Source organism: Devosia sp. BK, from assembly GCF_032907385.1.
Lineage (GTDB): Bacteria > Pseudomonadota > Alphaproteobacteria > Rhizobiales > Devosiaceae > Devosia.
Genome location: NZ_JAIMBX010000002.1, coordinates 316,653 through 339,560, shown reverse-complemented (window position 1 = coordinate 339,560; position 22,908 = coordinate 316,653). Strand labels below are relative to the sequence as shown.

22 protein-coding genes and 1 tRNA gene are annotated in these 22,908 nt (G+C 59.8%); 10 read left to right on the top strand and 13 right to left on the bottom strand.

Annotated features, from left to right (window positions below):
* Positions 1-25: 25 nt before the first annotated feature.
* From DevBK_RS13575 to DevBK_RS13565, 3 genes are all read left to right on the top strand, one after another.
* The gene (locus DevBK_RS13575) at positions 26-730 is read left to right on the top strand and encodes a YggS family pyridoxal phosphate-dependent enzyme (RefSeq protein WP_317185840.1); all 705 of its coding nucleotides are present in this window, start codon (positions 26-28) and stop codon (positions 728-730) included.
* A 127-nt stretch (positions 731-857) separates the two neighbouring features.
* Complete coding sequence (locus tag DevBK_RS13570; protein ID WP_061908465.1) at positions 858-1,541, top strand: response regulator transcription factor; 684 nt, start codon at positions 858-860, stop codon at positions 1,539-1,541.
* A gap of 157 nt (positions 1,542-1,698) precedes the next feature.
* Entirely contained in the window at positions 1,699-2,151 is a 453-nt protein-coding gene (locus tag DevBK_RS13565; protein WP_062630570.1) for a Crp/Fnr family transcriptional regulator, read from the top strand.
* Here the strand turns inward: DevBK_RS13565 and DevBK_RS13560 are convergent.
* The 4 genes from DevBK_RS13560 to rimM all read right to left on the bottom strand — a co-directional run bounded on the left by DevBK_RS13560 (position 2,144) and on the right by rimM (position 5,209).
* Positions 2,144-2,959, bottom strand: a complete 816-nt coding sequence (locus DevBK_RS13560; RefSeq protein WP_317185839.1) for an exodeoxyribonuclease III — start codon at positions 2,957-2,959, stop codon at positions 2,144-2,146. The two genes, DevBK_RS13565 and DevBK_RS13560, sit on opposite strands and share 8 nt — an antisense overlap.
* 332 nt (positions 2,960-3,291) lie before the next feature.
* On the bottom strand, positions 3,292-3,843 hold the full coding sequence (gene rplS / locus DevBK_RS13555; protein WP_061908462.1) for a 50S ribosomal protein L19: 552 nt from the start codon (positions 3,841-3,843) through the stop codon (positions 3,292-3,294).
* A 146-nt stretch (positions 3,844-3,989) separates the two neighbouring features.
* Positions 3,990-4,676, bottom strand: a complete 687-nt coding sequence (trmD, locus tag DevBK_RS13550; RefSeq protein WP_317186114.1) for a tRNA (guanosine(37)-N1)-methyltransferase TrmD — start codon at positions 4,674-4,676, stop codon at positions 3,990-3,992.
* Positions 4,673-5,209 (bottom strand): ribosome maturation factor RimM, encoded by a 537-nt coding sequence (gene rimM / locus DevBK_RS13545; RefSeq protein ID WP_317185838.1) that lies wholly within the window; start codon positions 5,207-5,209, stop codon positions 4,673-4,675. Before rimM ends, trmD begins: the two co-directional genes overlap by 4 nt.
* A gap of 129 nt (positions 5,210-5,338) precedes the next feature.
* Here rimM and DevBK_RS13540 point away from each other — a divergent pair, with 129 nt between their 5' ends.
* Positions 5,339-5,638, top strand: a complete 300-nt coding sequence (locus DevBK_RS13540) for a hypothetical protein (RefSeq protein WP_317185837.1) — start codon at positions 5,339-5,341, stop codon at positions 5,636-5,638.
* Between the two features lie 47 nt (positions 5,639-5,685).
* Here DevBK_RS13540 and DevBK_RS13535 read toward each other — a convergent pair whose 3' ends face one another.
* Genes DevBK_RS13535 through tsaD form a run of 4 tightly spaced genes read right to left on the bottom strand, consistent with a single transcriptional unit; the run spans position 5,686 to position 8,476 of the window.
* Positions 5,686-6,120, bottom strand: coding sequence for an EVE domain-containing protein (locus tag DevBK_RS13535; RefSeq protein ID WP_317185836.1), 435 nt, complete (start codon positions 6,118-6,120; stop codon positions 5,686-5,688).
* A 5-nt stretch (positions 6,121-6,125) separates the two neighbouring features.
* Positions 6,126-6,419, bottom strand: a complete 294-nt coding sequence (locus DevBK_RS13530; protein ID WP_062630573.1) for a YciI family protein — start codon at positions 6,417-6,419, stop codon at positions 6,126-6,128.
* Position 6,420: 1 nt separating this feature from the next.
* The gene (locus DevBK_RS13525) at positions 6,421-7,407 is read right to left on the bottom strand and encodes an NAD(P)H-dependent glycerol-3-phosphate dehydrogenase (protein ID WP_317185835.1); all 987 of its coding nucleotides are present in this window, start codon (positions 7,405-7,407) and stop codon (positions 6,421-6,423) included.
* Positions 7,397-8,476: a tRNA (adenosine(37)-N6)-threonylcarbamoyltransferase complex transferase subunit TsaD gene (gene tsaD, locus DevBK_RS13520; RefSeq protein ID WP_317185834.1), complete on the bottom strand. Its 1,080-nt coding sequence runs from the start codon at positions 8,474-8,476 to the stop codon at positions 7,397-7,399. Before tsaD ends, DevBK_RS13525 begins: the two co-directional genes overlap by 11 nt.
* Positions 8,477-8,569: 93 nt before the next feature.
* Here tsaD and hemC point away from each other — a divergent pair, with 93 nt between their 5' ends.
* The 5 genes from hemC to DevBK_RS13495 all read left to right on the top strand — a co-directional run bounded on the left by hemC (position 8,570) and on the right by DevBK_RS13495 (position 13,134).
* Positions 8,570-9,508 carry a hydroxymethylbilane synthase gene (gene hemC, locus DevBK_RS13515; RefSeq protein ID WP_317185833.1) on the top strand — a complete coding sequence of 313 codons (939 nt, stop codon included), beginning with the start codon at positions 8,570-8,572 and terminating at the stop codon, positions 9,506-9,508.
* Positions 9,509-10,240, top strand: coding sequence for a uroporphyrinogen-III synthase (locus DevBK_RS13510; RefSeq protein WP_317185832.1), 732 nt, complete (start codon positions 9,509-9,511; stop codon positions 10,238-10,240). It begins immediately after the preceding gene.
* Positions 10,241-10,264: 24 nt separating this feature from the next.
* Positions 10,265-11,638, top strand: coding sequence for a hypothetical protein (locus DevBK_RS13505; protein ID WP_317185831.1), 1,374 nt, complete (start codon positions 10,265-10,267; stop codon positions 11,636-11,638).
* Positions 11,635-13,020, top strand: coding sequence for a heme biosynthesis protein HemY (locus DevBK_RS13500; protein ID WP_317185830.1), 1,386 nt, complete (start codon positions 11,635-11,637; stop codon positions 13,018-13,020). The genes DevBK_RS13505 and DevBK_RS13500 overlap by 4 nt, the downstream gene beginning before the upstream one ends.
* 38 nt (positions 13,021-13,058) lie before the next feature.
* Positions 13,059-13,134: transfer RNA gene (locus DevBK_RS13495), tRNA-Thr, on the top strand.
* A 14-nt stretch (positions 13,135-13,148) separates the two neighbouring features.
* On the opposite strand, the gene DevBK_RS13490 is transcribed toward DevBK_RS13495, so the two are convergent.
* On the bottom strand, positions 13,149-13,925 hold the full coding sequence (locus tag DevBK_RS13490; protein ID WP_317185829.1) for an N-acyl amino acid synthase FeeM domain-containing protein: 777 nt from the start codon (positions 13,923-13,925) through the stop codon (positions 13,149-13,151).
* A gap of 98 nt (positions 13,926-14,023) precedes the next feature.
* Positions 14,024-16,333: a putative bifunctional diguanylate cyclase/phosphodiesterase gene (locus DevBK_RS13485; protein WP_317185828.1), complete on the bottom strand. Its 2,310-nt coding sequence runs from the start codon at positions 16,331-16,333 to the stop codon at positions 14,024-14,026.
* Between the two features lie 249 nt (positions 16,334-16,582).
* Here DevBK_RS13485 and DevBK_RS13480 point away from each other — a divergent pair, with 249 nt between their 5' ends.
* Entirely contained in the window at positions 16,583-16,870 is a 288-nt protein-coding gene (locus DevBK_RS13480; protein ID WP_317185827.1) for a 4a-hydroxytetrahydrobiopterin dehydratase, read from the top strand.
* 10 nt (positions 16,871-16,880) lie between these two features.
* Here DevBK_RS13480 and DevBK_RS13475 read toward each other — a convergent pair whose 3' ends face one another.
* The 3 genes from DevBK_RS13475 to DevBK_RS13465 are packed head-to-tail and all read right to left on the bottom strand — an operon-like array spanning position 16,881 to position 22,760.
* A complete protein-coding gene (locus DevBK_RS13475) occupies positions 16,881-20,345 on the bottom strand; it encodes an error-prone DNA polymerase (RefSeq protein WP_410494075.1) in 3,465 nt (1,154 codons plus the stop codon).
* Complete coding sequence (locus DevBK_RS13470; RefSeq protein ID WP_317185826.1) at positions 20,342-21,967, bottom strand: DNA polymerase Y family protein; 1,626 nt, start codon at positions 21,965-21,967, stop codon at positions 20,342-20,344. The genes DevBK_RS13475 and DevBK_RS13470 overlap by 4 nt, the downstream gene beginning before the upstream one ends.
* The gene (locus DevBK_RS13465; RefSeq protein WP_317185825.1) at positions 21,903-22,760 is read right to left on the bottom strand and encodes a hypothetical protein; all 858 of its coding nucleotides are present in this window, start codon (positions 22,758-22,760) and stop codon (positions 21,903-21,905) included. The genes DevBK_RS13470 and DevBK_RS13465 overlap by 65 nt, the downstream gene beginning before the upstream one ends.
* Positions 22,761-22,908 lie beyond the last annotated feature (148 nt).

Sequence of the window (22,908 nt, the reverse complement as noted above, 5' to 3'; positions counted from 1 at the left end):
AGGTCAACAGAAACGGGGCCTTACCATGGCCGACAGCGCCATCAGCGCCAAATCCGCGCTCAACACCATCATCACACGGATCGAAAAGGCGCAGGACCGTTTTGGCGCGCCGCCGGAAAAGGTCGAGCTCGTCGCAGTTTCGAAGACCTTTGATGCCGATGACGTGCGGCCGTTTCTGCAAGAGGGACAACGGGTTTTCGGCGAAAATCGCGTTCAGGAGGCGAAGGAAAAGTGGCCCTTGCTGCGCTCGGAATTCTCTGGGGTCACCCTTCACCTTATTGGCCCCCTTCAAACCAATAAGGCGCGTGAAGCGGTCGAGCTATTCGATGTCATCGAAACCGTCGATCGCGACAAGCTCGCCGGCGTTCTAGCGCAGGAAATGCAGCGCGTCGGGAAGCGCTTGCCGTGCTTCGTTCAAGTCAATATTGGCGGCGAAGACCAAAAGGCCGGGATTTCGATCAATGAGACGGTCGATTTCGTGAAACGCTGCCGCGAGGTGCATGGGCTCGATATTGTCGGCCTCATGTGCATCCCGCCCGACGGTCAGCCCGCTGGCCCCTATTTCGCGCATCTCGCGATGTTAGCGCGGCAGTGCGAGGTGACCAATCTTTCCATGGGCATGAGTGGGGATTTCGAGACCGCCATCGCCATGGGCGCGACCCATGTCCGTGTTGGATCAGCGCTTTTTGGCCATCGGCCCAAGGCCGCCACCGCCGATCACTTGGCGTAAGCGGCTGCAACTTTTCCCCGCCATTTTTCGTTACTGGAAACTAAATAACGCTCATGTGATTGGCGAGCCCAGAACGGGTCGCATTGATGTGTTGGCGTCGGCCACAGCGAAAAGACCGGAGAATCCAATGAACAAGCGACGCATCCTTGTAGTGGACGACGACGCGGATCTGCGCGAAACGCTGGTCGATCAGCTCAAGGGCGAACCCGAATTCGACATCGTCGAAGCCGGGTCGGCGAACGATGCGCTAAAGGTGCTGCGCGAGAGCAATGTCGAGCTGACCATTCTCGATGTCGGCCTGCCCGATATGGATGGCCGCGATGCGGTCAAGCTCATGCGCCAGGAAGGGATCAAGAGCCCTGTCTTGATGCTCACCGGTCATGACACCGAAGCCGATGAGATCAAGGGCCTCGATTCCGGCGCCAATGATTACCTGACAAAACCCTTCCGCTTCCCGGTGCTGCTGGCTCGCATCAATGCGGCGCTGCGTCAGCACGATCAAAGCGAGGACGCCGTCTTCACGATCGGCCAATATAGCTTTCAGCCCGCGGCCAAGGTCTTGGAAACCAATGACGGGATCAAGGTTCGCCTGACCGACAAAGAAACCTCGATCCTCAAATATCTCTATCGGCAGGGCCCAAAAACCATCACCCGCGACATCCTTCTCAAGGAAGTATGGGGGTATAATAACCGCGTCACGACGCATACGCTCGAGACGCATATCTATCGCCTGCGCCAGAAGATCGAGCGCGACCCCTCCAATGCGCGCCTGCTGGTCACCGAAGATGGCGGTTATCGCCTGGTCCCTTGAGGCTAAACCGCGCCCGCCGAAGGCAGAATTTCACTTTCGGCAGGCGTGGCTTGGACAAGGGTGTTCATTCTCGGAGCGAACTACCCTATAGACAATGCGTTGACCCGCCGGATGTCGTTCGGCGGGTAGGGCGCATTTGGGTCGATGGCTGATGAGAATGGACGATGCGGCCGCCATACTCGCGCGGGCCGACTTCTTCAATATGTGCGACGATGAGCAACGGCGCATGCTGGGCTTCGCCAGCGATCGCCGGATGATGGATGCCGACAGTGTCATCTATACGGCGGGCGACGTGCCCGAGGGCGCTTTCGTTCTGATCGAAGGCACCGTCAAGGCGCGCAATGTCGGCGTCGAGGCGGGAAAGCCCTATGCGCTGTCCGAGCCGGGCAGCATCATTTCCCCCATGGCGCTTATTCTCGAAAAGCCTCGCCCCGTGACCATCACAGCCGTCACCGATTGCGAACTGCTTTTCGTGCCGCGCTCAGCCTTTTTGAAGCTCGTGCGGCAATATCCTGAGCTGGCTCAGAAAGCCGTGCAGCGCATCGAGCGGGAATTGACCGGCTATCTGACTGCGCTCGATCCGCTCAAGCGTAAGATGAAGGCTAAATAGGACGCGCGAAGCGAGCGATCACCGGCACGTGGTCCGATGGCTTGTCGGTCCAGCCGCGGGCAGGGCGGATGATCTCCGCACCGATCGACTGTTCCGCGACATCGGCCGTGGTCCAGATGTGATCGAGACGACGGCCCTTGTCGGCCGCATTCCAATCGGCGCTTCGATAGCTCCACCAGCTATAGAGTTTCTGGTCGTAGGGAATGTGCTTGCGCACTACATCCACCCAGCCATGTCCGCCCGTGAGGAGGCTATTGAGCGCTTCGGTCTCGATCGGCGTGTGGCTCACGATCTTGAGGAGCTGCTTGTGGCTCCAGACGTCGTTCTCATGCGGCGCGATGTTGAAATCGCCGGCAATCAGCTGCCTGCGCTGGAACATCGGCTCGCCGAACCAGGTCTTCAGTTCCGCCAAGAAACCCAGCTTGTGCTTGAATTTCGGATTGATCTCGGGATCGGGCTCGTCGCCGCCAGCAGGAATATAAAAGTTGTGCAGCGTGAACGGGCCATGGCCGATATCGACCAGCGCCGATACATGGCGCGATTCCGGAATTTCGAAGAAAACCCGGCTCGAAATATCTGTCAGCGGAAATTTCGAAACGATGGCCACGCCGTGATAGCCCTTCTGCCCATGCACCGCCATGTGCGGGTAGCCATTCTCGATGAAGGCATTGCGCGGAAACTGGTCATTCGTGCACTTGATCTCCTGCAACATCAGCACATCCGGCTGATACTGGCGGAGAAAATCGAGCACCATCTCGATGCGCAGCCGCACGGAGTTGATGTTCCAGGTGACGATAGAGAGGGTCATGGGCGTTCCGGACTTTTTTGCGACTTGGAGCCGAGGCTCTTTTAGGGCGGAGCCGGGGCAGGGGTAAAGCCGGAAATAGCCGGGGAGGGTCGCCTCCTGACGAGATATGTCAGGGACTCTAATTGAGACCCCCACCTAACCTCCCCCTATAGGGAGAGGAACAGACTAGCTTTTGCCGCGCCGTTCGCGAGCCACCGATGCATCCCTCCCCCCTACCAGGGGGAGGCTAGGTGGGGGTGCTTCAACCAAAACACAAACCAATCCCGCATACCTCGCAATACAAAAAAGCCCGACCTTGCGGCCGGGCTTCAAAGCTTGACGCTAAAAAGCGCTTATTCGCTCTTGGCTTCGCCTTCAGCGGCGGCAGCCTGTTCAGCGGCCTTGGCGGCTGCTGCGGCTTCTGCATCCTTGGCAGCCTGTTCGGCGGCAAAGGCTTCAGCGGCTGCGACCTTCTCGGCTTCGCGGGCTTCGCGAGCAGCCTGAGCTGCAGTGCGTTCGCCAGCTTCGATCTTGCGGGTCCGGGCGTTGGTCGATTCGAAAATACGAGCCGACTTACCGCGACGATCGCGCAGGTAGTAAAGCTTGGCGCGACGAACCTTACCGCGCTTGATCACTTCGACCGAAGCGATGTTGGGCGAGTAAAGCGGGAAGACACGTTCCACACCTTCGCCGTACGAAATCTTGCGCACGGTGAAGCTCTCGGTGATGCCGCCGCCGGAGCGGGCGATCACGACGCCTTCATAGGCCTGGAGACGTTCCTTGTCGCCTTCGCGAATCTTGACCCACACCTTGACGGTATCGCCATGGGTGAATTCCGGGAGTTCGCGCTTGGACGCCTGTAAGGCAACCTGCTCGGCGTTGAGCTGTTCGATAATGCTGCTCATTTTTGATCCGTTCGATCTTTTCTAGGGGTGACTGGGTCACCCGGTCTTTGTTGTGACGGAGGTTAGTCTTTTTGGTCTTGGCGCACGCCGGGTCCGATACCCATGCGCGCGAATGGGCGGCTCATAGGGGAAAATGGCGAGAGAGTCTAGCCTTTATCCAATAGATCCGGGCGTCTCGACCGGGTCAGTGCGAGGGATTGCTCATGCCGCCACTTGGCAATTTTGCCATGGTCGCCAGAGGTCAGAATGGCCGGGATATCCATCCCTTCGAACGTCTGGGGTCGGGTATAGTGAGGATATTCGAGCAAGCCGTTTTCAAAGCTTTCCTCGTCGCGGCTGTCGAGCGCACCGAGAACGCCTGGAATGAGCCGCACGACGGCTTCGAGCAAAACCATCGCGGCGACTTCGCCACCGGCAAGAACATAGTCGCCTATGGAAATTTCCTGCAGATTTCGCGAGTCGATTACGCGCTGGTCGACCCCTTCGAAACGGCCGCAAACGATGACGGCGCCGGGGCCGGTGGCCAATTCATGCGCGATCGCCTGGGTCAGTGGCTTGCCGCGCGGCGACATGAGGATGCGTGGCCGCAGGTCGTCTTCCGGGGCAATCGTATCGATCGCCTTGGCCAAAATATCAGGCTTGAGCACCATGCCGGCGCCGCCGCCCGATGGCGTGTCATCGACAGTGCGATGCCGGTCGGTCGCAAAGTCGCGGAGATTGGTCGCGCGCAGCGTCCAGAGCCCGTCACCCATGCCACGGCCTAGCACCGAGGCGCCGAGCGGGCCCGGGAAGAGATCGGGAAAGAGCGTAATGATATCTGCTGAAAACATCAGTCCGGTTGTTCCTCGCCCGGCTCGGCATCGAGCGGTGGCGAAATGATGAGAAAGCCGGCTGCAATATTAATCGTGGGTACGACCGCCTTCGTGAAGGGATAAAGAAAAGTGTCGCCGGATCGAGGATCGGTCACTTCGATCAGGTCGCCCGCACCATAATTGAGGAGTGCCGAGACCGCGCCGATGCTAACGCCACTTTCGAGACGCGCATCGAGATCGATCAGGTCGGCGTGATAGAAATCATCTTCGTCGTCCGGCTCGGGCAGGCGATCGCGGTCGATGAAGAGCGAAACGCCATTGAGCTTTTCGGCCTCAGTGCGATCGCGCACGCCTTTCAGCCGGGCGATCAGCACGGTCTTGCTGAGACGCGCTGTTTCGATGGTGACCGTAAGGCCGGGCCGGTCGGTATCGAGGGGCCCATAGCTCGCAATGGCTTCGGGATCGCCCGTGAATGTCGCGATGCGCACCTCGCCCTTGATACCGTGGGCCGCGCCGATCTTGCCCATCAGAATGGTTTTGTCGCTGCCGGCCATGGGCCCTTCTCCACCTGTCTTTGCTGCTCCTTAGCAGGCTTGTTGTGCCGCGCAAGCTGTGGCGTGCATTCTGCGGAACCTTGCTCGCGATAACGGCTTTTTCCAGCAACGCACCGCTAGGAGAAGACAATGTCGCAAAAACTGACCGATCGCCAAGCCATTCGCGAATGGGCCGAAGCGCGTGGCGGCAATCCCGTCCTGATGGAAACGCCCGATGGGACCAGCAGCCGGACCATCCTGCAGCTCACCTTTGGTCAAGATGCGCTCAATGCCGAGGGCAATGAAGGTCCAGATCGCGTGGACGGCTTTGAGCTTGTGAGCTGGGATGACTGGTTTGCAGCCCTTGAAGACAACAAGTTGGCCATCGAAGTTTCTGATGACCCCGCCGGCGGCAACGAAGCCGAATTCACTTTTGTGCCGCGCGACTGACGCTACGTTTTGGCCAACGTTTCACGTGAATCGTTGGCCAAAATTTTTCACAAGCCACCCATGTTACACAGCAGCTTCCACTCCTTGGCGCTAACCTTGGAGACGGACAGCCGCGACAGCTTTACCAGCTCCAGTTCCGACAGCGCTTCCGTCGCCTTGATCTCGGCGAGGGTCACCGGCTTCGGAAAGGGTCTGACCGACTGAACATCGACGCATTCCCAGACGACTTCGCCCTTGGCGTTGAGCTCACCGGTCGAATCAGGATGGGCCGGCGCCACGATCGTCATGATGCCGACGATCTCCTTGCCGATATTGGAATGGTAGAAAAAGGCCTCGTCGCCGACAGCCATGGCCTTCATATTGTTGCGCGCCGCATAATTGCGCACGCCATGCCATTCTTCGACTTCCCCCTTCGCCGTCTTGGCGACGAGATCATCGAAGGAAAAGACATCCGGCTCGGACTTCATCAGCCAATAGGCCATGAGGTTTAGAACTCCACGCCGGTGGTGTTGATGGCAATGCGCCAGCGCTTGACTTCGTAGCTCTCGAAAACGCCGGCGGGCACAAAGGGATCTGCCGCAGCCAGCGCCTCGGCTTCGGCAAGCGTTTCGGCTTCAAAGACGACGATCGAGCCTTCCGGCTGCTCTTCAGCGTTGAGCAACGCGCCCGCAAAAACCAACTTCTTGCCCAACGAGTTGAGGTGTTCGAGGTGAACCGGACGAGTATCGAGGCGCTTCTGCAGCGCGCCGGGCGCGTCCTTGGCGATCATGGCGTAGAGCATTTCAGTGTTCCCTCTTGAGCGGGCGGGACATCAGGCCCGCAACGATAGTGGCAATGTCGGCGCGGCCGGCAACAAAGGCGTCGACGGCATCGATCAGTGGCGCATCGACATCGAGGCTTTTGGCAAGCGCTGCTGCAACCGGCGCGGTGGCGACGCCCTCGGCGAGCTTGGCGCCGCTTGCAAGAATTTCGCCCGTCAGCCGCCCAGCGCCGAGCGCCATGCCGAATTGATAGTTTCGCGACTGAACCGAGGTGCAGGTAAGCGTGAGATCGCCTAGTCCAGCAAGACCGGTCAACGTATGTGCTGAGCCGCCCAGGGCATGGACCATGCGGGCCAGTTCAGCGTAGGCACGGGCGATCAGCGCCGAGCGGGCCGAAGCGCCAAGATGTGCGCCTTCGACGGCGCCACAGGCCAGGGCGTAGACGTTTTTAAGGGCCCCAGCGATTTCGACCCCGATACGATCATCGGCGGCATAGGGACGAAACGTCGGGCCGGCGAGCGCGGCAGCAAGATCTGAGGTGAGGTTAGCGTCGTCGCCCGCGAGGGTGACCGCGGTAGGCCGTCCGGCCGCGACATCGCCGGCAAAGCTTGGGCCGGAGAGCACGAAGCCAATCGCCTCAGGCGCCATATCGGCGAGAATCTCGCTCTGCCGCGCGAGGGTGCCAGTCTCAAGGCCCTTCGCCGAGAGAATGACCGGCTTACCAGCCAGCAAATCTGCATTCAGCGATGTAAGCAGTGTTCGCGTCGCTTGTGCGGGCACGGCAAGAATAAAGATGTCGGCCTCGACCGGCGTAGTACTAGCGGTGACCGTGTCGAGCAGCTCCTGGCCGGGCAGGGCGGCTTCATTGCGATGTAAGCGATTGATCGCCTCGACCTGTTCGGCGCTGCGCAGAACAAGTGTCACCGGTCGTCCGGCCATGGCCGCGGCCTGCGCCAACGCGGTGCCCCATGCGCCACCACCGATGACTGCGACGCTTTCAAGCCGCATCGGACTTCACCCGCATATCATCGTCCTGCAGCGGCCAACGCGGCCGCGCAGCAATGGTCAGCTTGTCGGTGTCGCCCAGCGCAAACCGTTCGGCGCCGGCCCAGGCGATCATCGCGCCATTATCGGTGCAAAGCGCGATCGGTGGCACGATGAGTTCCGCGCCGACGCGGTTGCAGAGTAAGTCCAGCACCGAGGCGATTTCGCGGTTAGCCGCGACACCACCGGCTACGACGAGGCGCATAGGTTGACCCGGAAAGAGGCTGGAAAACTTTTCAAGCGCCTGGCGGGATCGGGTCTCGATGATGAACGCCACCGTGCTTTGAAAACTTGCCGCGATGTCAGCGACGTCAACATCGCTGAGCGGCGCCAAGGCTTCGGCCTGCAGGCGTACGGCGGTCTTTAGGCCGGAGAATGAAAAATCGAGCCGTTCTTCGCGCAACAGCGGTTTTGGGAACTTGAACCTGTGGCGATCGCCAGTTTTGGCGGTCCGCTCGACCGCGGGGCCGCCAGGATGGCCGAGCGACAAAAGCTTAGCTACCTTATCAAACGCTTCCCCTAGCGCATCGTCGATCGTGCCGCCCCAGCGCTGGTAGTCGCCCACGCCGCGCACCAGCACGAACTGGCTATGTCCGCCCGAAACCAGCAGCATCAGATAGGGAAATTCGACGCCATTGGTTAGCCGCGCCGTCAGCGCATGGCCTTCGAGGTGGTTTACGCCGATCAGCGGTTTGCCGAGCGACGCCGCCAGTGCCTTGGCCGTCGTCAGCCCCACAAGCACGCCGCCTATCAGGCCCGGGCCAGCGGTGGCCGCAACAGCATCAACATCCGCGAGGTTGATCTCCGCCTCGTCGGCAGCCTGGGCAATAATGTGGTCGAGCCATTCGACATGGGCCCGCGCGGCAAGCTCGGGCACGACGCCGCCGAAGGCGGCATGCTCGTCGAGCTGGCTGCGGACGACGTTGGAACGAATGGTGCCGTGACCGGATTGATCCCGCACGACGATGGCAGCCGCGGTTTCATCGCAGCTTGTCTCAATTCCAAGAATTATGGCTTGCGCTTGCCCGGTCACGACGAACTGGTCTACTCCGAAGAAAGAAGCGGCGCGACGCCTTCGCGGTCCGCGCACCAACTGTCCATTGGCCTATACTAGGACGGAGCCAGAATGCAATCGCCAGCCCCCTTCGCCCGGATCGGAACACGCGGCAGTCCATTGGCTCTGGCCCAAGCGAAACTCGTGCGCCGCCTGTTGTGCGAGGCCCATGGCGTCGGCGAAGATGAGATTGCAATAGAAGTCTTTTCGACCGGCGGTGACCGTAGCCAGGCGGCCAATGTCGAGCTCGCAACCATTGGCGGCAAGGGCGTCTTCACCAAGGAAATCGACGACGCGCTGCTCGCTGGCCGCATCGATATCGGCGTTCATTCGAGCAAGGATGTTGCGACGGGCATGCCAGAGGGCATGGCTTTAGCCGCTTTTCTCGAGCGCGAAGACGTGCGCGACGCTTTTCTATCGGTCAAAGTGCAGTCGATCGACCATCTGCCCGAGCGGGCCCGCTTCGGCACATCCTCCATTCGCCGCGCCGCGCAGGCGCTGCGTCTGCGGCCCGACCTCGAAATCGTGCCGTTCCGCGGCAATGTGCATACGCGGCTCAACAAACTGCTTGAGGGCGTCGCCGACGCGACCCTCTTGGCCATGGCCGGCCTCAATCGGCTCGAAGAGGCCCATCGGGCGACGGCCATTCTCGATACCCAAAATTTCATGCCTGCCCCGGCGCAGGGCGCAATCGGGCTCGCCGTGAGAAGCGATGATGACCGGTTCCGCTCGGTCGTCACGGCGCTCGATCACGCGCCTACGCACGCCGCTATTCTGGCCGAGCGCACTATGCTCGCGGTTCTCGACGGCTCCTGCCGCACGCCTGTCGGCGCGTTTACGTCCGGCTCTGGCGCCGGGTTAACGCTCAAGGGCGAAATTCTGAGCCTCGATGGCCAGACGAGTTTTCAGGCCGAAGCCAGCGGCGCGACGCCAGAGGCGCTGGGCCAAAAGGTCGGCAAATTCCTCCTCGAACAGGCCGGTCCCGATTGGGTCCGCCAGTGGATGGCATAGATGAAAATGCTCGTCACCCGTCCTGAGCCCGATGCCCAGGCCACGCAGGATCGTCTCGCGGCTCTCGGCATTACGTCGGAAGTGGCGCCGCTTCTGACCCGGCACGTGCTCGACTTTAATCTGCCGGCGCTCTCCGGCTTTGCCGCGCTCGCCATAACCAGCACAAATGCCCTCCGGGCCCTTGAAGAAAAGGGATTGCTGGAAGCCCTCAACCATCTGCCGGTCTATGCCGTGGGCGATCGGACTGCCCACGAAGCGCGCAGCCTTGGATTTACGGATGTCGTCAGCGCCGGCGGCACCTTTGAGCGTCTTTCGACCATGCTGGCGCTGGCCCGGCTCGACGGCCCGGTGCTGTATCCGGCCGGCAAGCATCTGAGCGGCGACCTCGCACACGCCCTCGCGCCCCATGGCATCATGGTCGTCACCGCAACAGTCTATGACATGGTCGCTGAGGCAGATTTTCCTGAGGACGTGCTGGCGCGAATCAAAGCCGGAGAATTTGCCGCCGCACTCATCTATTCGCGGCGCACGGCGGAGATTTTCGCGTCGGTTCTCAACGAGCGGCTTGATGCGGCACATAAGCGCGACCTTGCGCTGTTTTGTCTCTCAGAAAATGTCGCTCAGCCATTGATCGAAAGCCATTTCACTCGCGTTCATCTGGCGGATAGGCCCGACGAAGAAGCAATGATGTCGCTGGCATTGGCTTTTGCCCGCGAGCAAACTGGGTCATGATCGGGAAAGGCAAAAGGAAAGCACATGGCTGATCCCAAGGACAAGGCAAGCGCTCCCCCCGAAACCAAGCCCGCCGGCAACAAGTCGGCTGCGGTGAAGCCGCCGGTGCTTGAAGGCAAGGCGCGCCCGGCTGGCGCGACGCCTGCGACCCCCGAGGTGAAGCCTGGGCCGGAGAAGGTCGATGCGGCAAAGCCCGAAGCCTTGAAGCCAGAACCTGCCACGGTCGAGCCGGGCAAGCCCGAATCAGCCAAGCCGTTTGGCCCGGAAAAAAAGCCCGATCCGCTCACCTCTGGAGCAGCAACAGGCGCAGCCAAATCCGACCTGCCGAAGTCCGATGCAAAGCACACCCCGCCGCCAGTCGCGCCTAAGCCGCAAAACACCAGCAGCGGTGGTTCTGTATGGCTCGCCGGCCTCGTCGGTGGCGTGATCGGTCTTGGCGCCGCCTATGGTCTCGCGGTTGCTGGCTATTGGCCGGCGCCCGCTACGCCGCAGCCCGAGCAAGATCCGCGGATCGCCCAGGTGTCGTCGGCCCTGCCTGAATTGCAGACCGTTACGTCCACTCTTCAGGACGAACTGGCCCGGCTCAATGAGCGTGTGTCGAGTGTCGAATCAGGCGCTGGCACTCAAGCGGCCGAATCAACGGGACCGGGAACGGACCAGTTGGCAACCGACCTCGCCGCGCTGACCGCGCGGGTCGAAAGTCTGTCCTCTACGCCGCAGGCTCAACCGCAGGAAGCGGCTGAAAATGCCGCTGCCATCGCCAGCCTCCAAGTCGATCTTGCGACCCTTCGCCAAAATGCCGCGCAGACGCGCAGTGAGCTCGATACGGTGTCGGGAAAAATCGGCACTCTTGAAAGCGATGTCAGCGCCGGCACCGCCGCCGAAGCGGGACAGGCCCGCCTGCCGCTAATCGTCTCGGGCTTTGATTCGGCCTTTGCGACCGGCAGCGCCTTTGATGCCGAAGTTGCGGCGCTCCGTCAGGCATTGCCCAATTTCGATGTACCGCAGACCATCCTTGCCAATGCCATGACCGGGCTCAAGCGGCCCGATCTCGTCAAACGCGATTTCGATGCCGTCCTGCCCGATATCCTTGCCGGCCGGCCGACGCCCGCCAATGCCGGATGGCAGGAATCTGCCGGTGATTGGTTCCGCGGCATCATCGCCCTGCGCCCAACCGAGGCTGTGGATGGCGAAGGGCCAGAAGCGACCGTCGCCCGGCTCGAAGGCGCCATCAACCGCGGCGATTTCATTGCCGCCAAGACCGAATTCGACGCCTTGCCCGAAACCATGCGCGCTGCCGCCGGTAGTGTCGGCGATGATATTGCCAATCAGGCCGCGGCGCAGGACTTCATTGCAGATCTTCGCCAGGCTGCCCTGACCGGAGGAAACGGGGCATGATTCGTCTCGCGCTCTGGATCATCGGCAGTCTCGTCGTCGCTGCCATTGCCGCATGGCTCATGGCGTTGCCGGGCACGCTGACGCTCGAACTGGCTGGCTATCGCATGCAGCCCCGGCTCGGCACAGCGGTCGTCCTGCTGCTTCTTGCCGCAGCGCTTGTCATTCTGGTCTGGGCTCTGGTGCGGCGCATTATCGGCGCCCCCCGCGCCATGGCGCGGCGGCGCGCTGTCCGTCGCCGCGAACAGGGCGTCGAAGCCCTTTCGGATGCCGTCATCGCCCTACAATCGGGCGACCCGGCCCGCGCCCGGCTCCTTGCGCGCGAAGCGCAAGCGCGGCTGCCGGACAATAGCGCCGCAAAACTTCTCGAAGCGCGCGCTGATCTGGCCGTCGGTGATATGCCGGCGGCGCGTGAACATTATCGGGCGCTCATCGCCAGCGACAAGACGGCCCTTGCCGCCTTGACCGGACTTTACGATCAGGCCCGGGCGCAGCAGCGGCCCGAAGCCGCCCTGACCTTTGCGCGCAAAGCCATGAGCCTTTCGCCCGAAAGCGGTTGGGCAGCCGAAGCGGTGTTTGACGATCTGGTGCAACGTGGGCAATGGGCCGAAGCCGTCGCCATGGTCAATGGCGAGGCACCCTCGGGTCGCGAAGGCCGGGCGAAGAAGCGCCGCCGTCAAGCCGTGATCGAAACCGCGCGCGCTCGCCAGAGCGAAACCAGCCAGCCCCTCATGGCGCTGGAACACGCGCTCACAGCCCTTAAACTCCTGCCCGATTTCGTACCGGCTGCCCTCATCGCCGCCCGCATCCAGATCAGCCAGGGCGAGAGCCGCAAGGCGATGAGCCTCCTGCGCCGCATCTGGCGGGCCACGGGCCATCCCGATGTCGCCGCTCTTTATACGCATGCCCAGCCCGGCGCCTCGGCTGTCGATCGTTTAAAGCGGGTCCGAGAAATCATCGATATGCCACCAGAGCATCGCGCAGCCGCCATGGCCATGGCCCGTGCCGCCGTGGATGCCTATGACTGGCCGCTCGCGCGCGACGTGTTGATGCCCTATGTCGGGCCTGATCTGACCCAGGGTGTCGCGAGCCTGATGGCCGAGATCGAAGCGGGCGAGAGCGGAGACCAGGGCAAGGCGCGAGAATGGCTTGCCCGGGGCCTTCGCGCCGCGCGCGATCCCGCCTGGACGGCCGATGGTCTTGTCAGCGACGAATGGGAGCCGATCTCGCCTGTCACCGGCAAGCTCGACGCATTCGAATGGAAGGTGCCCGTCACGAGCAATGCTCGTCCGGCGAGCCTGCCACCGGCGCTTCCAGTCGAGCCGGCAGAATTGTCGCCCAAGACGCCTGCCTTGCCTCTTGCATCAGCCGAAAACCAACAGTAAAAGACCCACCATCCGCCGCGGCCTCGAGCCCGGTTGGCGCCGCTTTAGCTCAGTTGGTAGAGCACATCATTCGTAATGATGGGGTCAGGTGTTCGAGTCACCTAAGCGGCACCACTTCCCTAAAATCCTTAGATCTCTGCCAGTTCTGCGCGTGCGCTTTCATAGGCGTGTCGGGCCGAAGCCTTGATGCGCAGCTGCGCGCCTTGCTTGATCGTCTGCGAAAAGAGCTGGCTGCGCTCCTCTGCCGTCGAGAGGAAGAACGGAAAGCGCTCGGCGACGCGGGTGCGGATCGATTCGACCGTAGCGCCGAGAAGCGTCACCGGGAAATGAAGACCGGGATAGGCACGCACTTCGCTCATCGGTACCGAACCGAAGACGCGCTTATAAAAGGCGCCATGCTCGGGCCGCACGATGGCCAGTGTCTGGTCGGCATGAAAATGTACCGATGCCATGGCCGCCACGCGCAGCGTCAGGAAGGGCAAAGCGGGGTAGGCGAGCGAAGCCTCATAGTCCGCCGTAAACCGGCTCGGATCGATAAAGCTCATGCCCTCGTCGATCAGCGGCTCCAGGATGTCGGGAAAGACCTTCATGCTCGGCGACCGGCGGTGGTCCGCCGTCAGGTGATGCAGCCGGATCGAGCTGACCAATTCGCCCTTGATATAGATGCCAAAGCTCATGGCATTAGCAGTTTCGTCGAGATCGTCGATGCAGATCTCTTCGGCATTGTGATCCATGAACCCTTCGCGCCGATAGGCGCGGTAGCGCAGCTTATAGATCGGGTCGTCAATGACGCCGGCATCGACACGGGCATAGCTAACGTCATCGAGAATATCGATCAAGGCGCCGGAAAAACGCGAGGGAATACCTGCACGGGCCGCAGCCGCGCTGTCTTTGTCGATCGCCATTTTGCCCGCCCCTGAATACGAATAAATACGAGGTTAACAATGTGTTAACGCGTATCCAAAGGCGACAATGCCGGTATAGTTAATATACGAGCTTTGCCTTAGGTGTTTGTGGAAACAAGCCGCAGCGGTACCACGGTTTGACGGGAATGCTGTCGTTCCAGCAGCCGTGAAATGGCGTCGTAGCTCAGCGGCGCGCCATAAAGGAAGCCCTGAATCAGGTCGACCTCGGTGTGTTTGGTGACCAGCTCGAGCTGTCGCTCGGTCTCGACGCCCTCGATCGTCGCGACGAGGTCGAGGTCCTTGCCGAGTTTGACCACATTGGCGAGGAGCTTGAGCGCCTTGTCGTCGCTTTCGATATCATCGAGGAACGAGCGGTCAATCTTGAGTTTGGTAAAGGGCAGGGCGCTGAGATAGCTCAGGGACGAGTAGCCCGTGCCGAAATCGTCGAGCGCGATGCCGACGCCACGCTTTGAGAGTTCGAGCAGGGCGCTTGCCGCCGCGTCCCGCTGCTGGATGACGGTGGTTTCGGTGACTTCGATTTCGAGCCGCTCTGGCGAAAGTCCGGCCTTATCAAGCGCATCGGTCACGAGTTCGCTGACATCGCAGGAGCGGAAATCGCGCGCCGATATATTGACGGCGACGCGCATGTCATCGGGCCAGGTGCGGCAATCCTGGGTGGCTTTTGCCAAAACGAAACGGGTGAGATCGGTGATCATCCCGGTGTCTTCGGCGATCGGAATGAACACGGCCGGCGAAATGGCGCCAAGTGTTGCATGCTTCCAGCGCGCCAGTGCTTCGCAGCCGACGACGCGGTTTTCACGCGGATCGACGATCGGCTGGTACGCCAACTGGATTTCACCATCGGCAATGGCGGCCTTGAGGTCGATCTTGAGCTGCTGGCGAAGCTGATATTCGGTGTCCATGCGCGCATGGAATTGGACGATCCGGTTTTTGCCGCCCGATTTCGCCGCGTTCAGCGCCAGGTCGGCCTTGATCATCAACTGATCGAAATCATCGCCACGGTCGGTCGACGACACCGAACCCAGGCTGACATTGATGGTCAGTTCGCGGCTCGGCAGGCGGTAGGGCACTTGCAATGCTGCGACGACGCGACGTGCATCGGCTTCGATGACATCCTCATTGCCGTGCGAAATGAAGAAGACGATGAACTCGTCGCCCCCAAGCCGCCCGACGATCGCATCGCGTGGCAAGACGGCCGGCAGGCGCAAGCCGACTTCTTCGAGCAATTGATCGCCCGCCAGATGGCCAAGGGTATCGTTGATATGCTTGAAATCATCGATATCGAGGATCAGCAGCGCTGCAATCCCGGGCTCGATCTCGTCGAGCCGCGCTTCGAGTGCGCCCTCCACCAGTTCGGCAAAATGCGCCCGATTGGGCAGGCCGGTGAGCGCATCGAACCGGGCCATATGGCTGATCCGTTCTTCGGCCGCGATACGGTCCGAAATATCTTCGAACAGCAGGACGACCTTGGCGTCGCGCGAGGAAATCGAGGCTTCGAAATATTGTCCGGCCCGATTGCCGATCAAGACCTTGCCGCTTGCGCCCGTCTCGATCAGCACCAGCATGCGCCGCGCTGCAGCGGAGGTCAGTGCGCCTGTTTCAAGCGCGTGATCAAAAAGTTCGTAAAGCGGGCAGCCGAGCCAATCTGCGGGCTCATCGATGCCAAAGGCTTCGAGCGCGCTGCCATTGGCCACCTCGATCAAGCGGTTCTGGTCCAGCATCAAAAGACCATGGGCCAGCGTATCAAGCGCGGTATCGAGCTGCACGGCCAAGGCCGAGGCGGTCGTGCGGCCATGCACCGCCCGGAGCAACACATCGCGCGAATTGCCCGCAATCTTGCGCAAGGATACGAAGAACGGCAGCAGCAAGAGCGTCAGCAGCGCATAGAAAATATCGCCCGTCAGCAAAAGCCCGAGCGACATCGGCACGGCGATGAGAAGGACCTGAATGGTCATCAGCCGGTCGATGGCAAAATTGCGCTGGGCGACGCCGACCAGCACCGAAACCGAAACGCTCGCGGCCGTCAGTTCTGCAAAGGCATCATCGACGACCCAGAAACTGAGGAGACACCAGACGCCATAGACCGTCGCAATGGCGGCAGCCCCGATGGTGGCGCGGCCTTCCCAATAGATGGCGGTCTCGACGTCTTCGTCGCCAAGCTCCGCATCGGCAAAAGCCCGCATATCGAGGTGGCGAACCGCTCCGACGATGATGAAAAGCACCGCGATGCTGGCAAGATAGGCCGAACGCGATTCGAGCGCGGCGACCCCGGCGGCGAGTGCCGAGCCATAGGCGCCGAGCAGCATGGATAGCCTGTCGGCATAGAGCGAGCGGATCAACGACACATAGTCGATCGGCGGCAGCAATTTGTGGGCGGCTTGGAACATTGCGATCCGCCTAGGGCTCAACTGTTGAGGGCCCGTACCTTCGACTCCGGTCAAAAGGCATGGGCGGACGCCACAGGGCAGTGGCTTTTGGCCATTTCATCCTTGAAACGACCGACCTCTCGTGACGTGTGAGACAACGCGGATCTGGTTAAGATCGCCTTGAATGTGACGCACGTCTTGAACTCTTGTCCGACTTTCCCGTTGCGAAGGTGAACCATCTCTTAAAAGTCGGCAGAGAACGAGGACGAAATGAGCCAGCGTTTGTCAGCAGCAGAGGTCGAGACGGCGAAATCCAAGCTCAAGGGCTGGACGGTCGACGCCGAAGGCAAGACGCTCAGCCGCAGTTTCACGTTCAAGACATTTACCGAGGCTTTTGGGTTCATGGCCCAAGTGGCGCTGTTCGCTGAAAAGGCCGAGCACCATCCCGATTGGTCCAACAGCTACAACAAGGTCGAGATCACGCTCTCGACCCATGACGCCGGCGGCCTCACGCAAAAGGACGTCGATCTGGCTGAAAAGATCGGCGCCATCGCCTGATCGGCCCCTCTCAATGGAAATTGCGGCCCTTGGGCATGGCGGCATAGGCGCGGCGACGCGCCAGTTCGATCTCGCGAATGGCGTTGCGATCCCGGCTATGGCTGCCCGGCGGGCCTGATTTTCCTTCGTCGGCCCGCGCCACGACCTTATCGCCAAAGTCCTTGCCGTGACAGAGGTCGAGCAATTGCGGGGTCATGTCCTCCAAATCGTCAGCGATGATATGGACAACGATCCCCTCGCGCTGCACTTGGCCTTTTACGGCCAGCATCCGGCTCGAGAGCAGAATTTTGCGCATCCGGTCATTTTCGAACATTTTGGGCCAGACGACGATATTGGCGACCCCGGTCTCGTCCTCGAGCGTCACGAAGATCACCCCGCTTGCCGTCCCTGGTCGCTGCCGCACCAGGACAAGCCCCGCCACCTCGATCCGATGTCCCGGCGTCACCCCCATCAAATTCTGCGCCCGCGTCACCCCCCGCTCCTGCAACATCGGCCGCATGAATTCTACCGGGTGCCCCTTGAGGGATAGCGACAGCGTCGCATAGTCATGCACCACCTCCTCACCCGGCGCCATCAACGGCAGGCCCGCAGGCTCTTCCTTCTGGGTCTCGAAGGGGCCCGAAGCTTGAAACAGCGGAAGAGTATCGGCGCCATGTGTGCCGACGAGACTTCGGACCGCCCAAAGTGCTTCACGACGATTTAGGTTCATAGACGAAAATGCATCGGCTTTCGCGAGCTTTTCGAGGCTGGCAATTGCTACGCCTGTCCGAAGCCACAGATCGCGGATGGACCTATAGCCCTCACTTCTCCGCCGGGCGACAATGCGATTAATGTCGGCCTCAGGCAGTCCTTCGACGAAATTCAGCCCGAGGCGAATAGCCTTATTTGAAAGTATATCACCCTTCATTTCGGCATGGCGCGGCCAGATGGCATCGCGTGTATCTCGACTGCCTGAAACGAGTACACTTTCAAGATCGGAATGATTGACGTCTATATCGAGCATTTCGACACCGTGTTCCATGGCGTCTCGGACGATCTGACTAGGAGCATAAAACCCCATGGGCTGCGAATTCAGCAGCGCACAGGCAAAGACGTCGGGGTAATGGCATTTGAGCCAGCATGACGCATAAACAAGCAGCGCAAAGCTTGCGGCGTGGCTTTCCGGAAATCCATATTCGGCAAAGCCTTTTATCTGTGAAAAACAACGCTCGGCAAACTCACGACTGTAGCCCCGCTCGTGGTTCATCATCCCAGTGATGAACTTTTCCTCGAAAATGCCGATTTTTCCGTTGCGACGCCACGCTGCCATGGCGCGCCGCAATTGATCTGCCTCCCCCGCAGAAAAACCTGCGCCCTTTATTGCCATCTGCATGGCTTGTTCCTGAAAGAGTGGAATGCCTAGGGTTTCCTTGAGCACTTCATCGAGCTCGTCGCCCGGCTTAGGCTCCCATTTTTCAATGCCTTCACGGCGCTTGAGATAGGGATGGACCATCCCACCTTGGATAGGGCCGGGCCGCACGATCGCCACCTCGATGACCAGATCATAGAAGCGACTGGGTTTCAGGCGTGGGAGCATCGACATCTGCGCCCGGCTCTCGATCTGGAAAACGCCGATCGTATCAGCGCGATGCGTCATGGCGTAAACACGCGACTTGTCGAGTGGGCCTTCTCCTGTCTCCTCCGCCAGCAGGTCCGTCAGCTGATATGACTTCTGGTAGTGGACATGCAGAAGTTCAAAGGCCCGTCTCAGGCAGGAAAGCATGCCGAGAGCCAAAATATCGACCTTGAGGATGCCCAGAGCCTCGATATCGTCTTTGTTCCATTCAATGATGGCCCGCGTGTCCATGGCCGATTGGCCAATGGGCACCATGCTCTCAAGACTGTCGCGCGTGATGACGAAACCGCCGACATGCTGGCTTAGGTGGCGCGGGAAACCGCGCAAGACTTTTATCACCTCGAACATCTGGGCGAGGACCGGATCGTCAGGATTTAGGCCAATCGTGGCGACGCTTCTCAGATCGACACCTGAACCCCAGCCCCAATGAAGTTGATTAAATGCACTGATCGTATCTTCGGAGACACCAAAAACCTTTGCCGTCTCGCGGATGGCGCTTTTCGAGCGATAGGAGATGACATTGGCTGTCAGTCCTGTGCGCCGTCCACCGTATTTCTGATAGACATATTGCATGACCTCTTCGCGCCGTTCGTGTTCGAAATCGACGTCGATATCTGGCGGCTCGTCGCGTTCGGTGGAAATAAAGCGGCCAAAGACGAGGGTGCGTTTGGTCGGGTCTACCTCAGTAATGCCAAGGCAAAAACAGACAGCAGAATTAGCGGCCGAGCCGCGACCCTGACACATGATCTTGCGATCATAACGGGCAAAACGGACGATATCTTCGACTGTTAGAAAATAGGCGGCATAACCCTTATAGGCGATGAGGCAAAGCTCTCGCCAAAGATCGGCTTTGAGCTTGTTGGTGAGCCCTTGGGGAAAGCGCCGTTTCGCGCCCTCCCAGGTCATGCGCTCTAAGGTTTGCTGCGCTGTTTCGCCATTGCCTATCGTCTCTTCGGGATAGTTATATTTAAGCTGGTCCAGCGTGAAATGGATATGGCCGATAAACAGCTGGGTTTGGGCGATGGCATCAGGGTAATCTGCAAAAAGCTGCGCCATGAGGGCTGCGGGCTTTAAGTGTCGCTCGGCATTCATTGAAAGCCGAAACCCGGCCTCCTGCAGGCTTACATGCTCTCGAATACAGGTAACAACGTCGAGCACTATGCATCTATCGGGCTCATGGTAGGCAACATCGTTGCTGGCGATCATGCGCGCGCCATGCCGTTTTGACAGGAGGTCGATGCGGTGGAGCCGTGCCCGGTCTTCTCCGTCAAAACGATTTGTGCCGGCTACCCAGACCCGGCCAGTTGCCCTGCGACTGAGTTGATCAAGCGTTCCTTCCGTCAGCCCCCAATTGCTTTCATCAGGGACTAAGATGAAAAGCTGGCCTTGGGAGAAATCCTCGTTTGGCCCATGTATTAGTGGTGAGGCAGGGTCCGCCGACCCAAAAAGGTCTTTAAAGAAGAGCTTTGGACTGCCTTTTTCACCGCGCTGATTTCCAATTGTCAGCAGCTTGCAGAGCCGTCCGTAAGCAATGCGATCGGTTGGATAGGTAATGATATCAGGCGTGCCATCGGCAAAGACCAACCGGACCCCGACCAGATAGCGAAAGCCGGGGTTTATTTTTTTGCTTGTGTCCCGTGCGGTTACATAGCCGCGAACAACGCCGGCAAAAGTGTTGCGATCGCAAAGACCCAGAGCCTTCATGCCCATATGCATGGCGCCGGAGACAAGTTCTTCCGGATGCGAACCGCTGCGCAGAAAAGAAAAATTGCTGGTGGTGACCAGTTCGGCATAGGCAGGCGGGTTTTGGCTGACCGGCTCAAAGGCTTTTCTTGTTGGCAGCGCAACGACATTGCTCATGGGAAGAACCCATGAAGGTACCAGTTTGCACCGATGTGATTGTCGTAAAAGCCGAGCCTGAAAACCCAGTAGCGGTGTCCATCCTCGTCTTCAACGAGATAATAGTCGCGCATATCCGCTGATGGATCGAACAGGGAAAGGTTGGGGATATAAGGCGGCGGCTTCGGCTTTTCCCCCGGCTCAGGTTTTTCAGTCTCCTTGGGTTCAACTAGCTCCAGCCTTTTGCGGCTTCGCCACCATTCAGCGCCAATACGTTCAGGACCTGCGCCCTTGATCAGGCGATAGGCTTGATGCCGCCAGATCATGGATGCGGGCAAGCCATGGGGCACTTCGGCATTGATCTTGACCAGTTCAGGCCGCGGCAGAAGCCGCATTGGCCTTCTCTGTTTTGGCCAATCGGCTAGCGCCGACTGTTCTGTGGTCAGAGCTGGTGTGAGCCGTGTCGCCCGCTCTGGAAGATAGCTTTGAACAAAATCGATCTTGAGGATTGCACCAGACCCTAACCGACTGCCCAAGCGGTCAGCCAGGCGGTCGATGTCTTCGGCGCCATTTTCCGTTTCAAAAGCGCCCATTTGAGAGGCATTGAGTTTGTCGAGGGAACTGGCAGCAAGCCGGACCAAATCGATACCAAAGCCAGGATCGTAATTCTCGCGTTCCAGTTTTTCAGCGCGGTGACGGAAAAGACTGGCAATGTGGGAAGCATCTCGGGTCAGTCGCGCAGCATTTAGCGACAGCGTCATGACCTTATGGTCGACACGATACAGAAAGAGGTGAAATGTTTGCGCGCCGAGACCATAGGTTTCTAGCTTGGCGCAGAGGTTTTTTGCGAGATCCTCGGCAATACCGAGCACATCGTCGAGAACTGAAATCGGCTCAAAAAATCGGCGTTCGACGAAATGCTCGATTGCTGGCAAGCGTGGCGTCATCCGTTCTTCGATGTGGCCATAAGCTTGGTCGAGCCGGATTAGAAAAGACTGTTCAAGGATAGCCTGCAGGCGTCTGCGGGGACGATGGCGCACTTGGCTGATCGTCGTCAGTCCCATTTGCGTCAGAGTTGCGACTTGATCGGCATTGAGCCGCAGAGCTGCGATGGGCAGGGCATCCATGAAATTTGCCAAGCCTGAGGCCGAAATGATCCGGCCAGGCGCAAAATGCGATGCAGCCCAAGCGCCTCCGATCGTCGGCGCAATCGCGCCCGAGGCAGCATAGCCTAGGTGTTTCAAGCGATTGACCGCCATATCAAGCATGGCTCTTTCGCCATCAAAAAGATGCGGCACGCCGGTTATATCGAGAAGAAGATCACCAAAGGGATTGGCATCGGTCAGCACGGAAACGAGGGGGCTGGTGTTCGAATGCCAGTCCGCGAAATCTCCAAAGCCTGCTTCCAGCAAAGGCCGGTCGATCTCTTTTACGGTAAGGGCCGGCACTAATGCGCGAGCATCTGCAAGGCTTTGGCCGACGCGCAAGCTGTTTGCTGCTGCCTCAGCATCGATGGCGGCCAGCCTCAGTCCGCCTTTGATCTTTTCATAAAGGGCGAGAGGCGATTTGAGGTCGGGGTCACGCCGTTTGAAATAATCCGTTGGCCAATTGGGCAGGAAGAGCGAGAGGAACCGGCGCTCCATTCCGGCTTTTCCGGCCGGGCTCAGCAGGGATTGTTGCAAAGCCATCTTCAGTCCATTCCAGCAAGAACTGTGTCTGCTGATTGAGTGACACGCCCTTTTCGAGAGTCAGTGCCCAGCGTGGAGGGCCAGGAGCCCGCTCATCAAAGGGTTGTCGACCTGATCGTTGGGGAGCCAGATGCCAGCGCAGATGGGCCGCGCTGGCTTGCCGCTCTTTTCCGTAGCGCAGAAGAAAGAGCGAGGTGCCAGCTTCCACGGCTCTAAGGCTCAACCTTCGGCTGGCGGTGAAATCCAAAGGGTCGGGATCGCCCCCGATATCAGCGACAATGCCGGCAACAGCCCTGCAAGCGAGCGCTTCTTCGGCAACCCAAAGCAACTCCCGCATTTCGGAAACACGCACGATCAAAAGTCGGCTTGGATCGAAACCGAACGATAAAAGCCCGGGACCATAAGGTAGTCCGAAAAACTGCCCGTCATTGGCAAGCTGCAGGTAAAGCACTGCCACGCGCTTGGCGCTCAGAAGCGTTTTTGCCTGCCCGAAGGCAAAACCGAGACTAGCACCGCCATTGCGCACGGCATCGGTGAAAATCTCCTGTAGCAGTCCTCCAGCAAGCTTAGGAAACCGTCCATCCTTATCTCCAAAAGACTTGGCCCGGGTTTCCGCCAGCGCCGGTTTTCTCTCGATATCGGCAATGGTGTCCCGCAGCGCGGCGAGGCGCTGTTGGTGATCGGGGGCTCGCATGATGTGACCGCTTATGTGAACAAAACAGGAACATGGTGACTCAAGCCAGAACAAGAGTCGAGTCCCTTTTCGGTTCCCTCTGAAGGAATCAGTGTGGCCAAGCTGCATCAGGCCAGGTCAAGAGCACCTCGGGCCCAAATCTCATCATTGAGGGAACCAAGGTTCTGCCTCAGTCTTTCCTCGCTGGCTCCCGCCACATCGT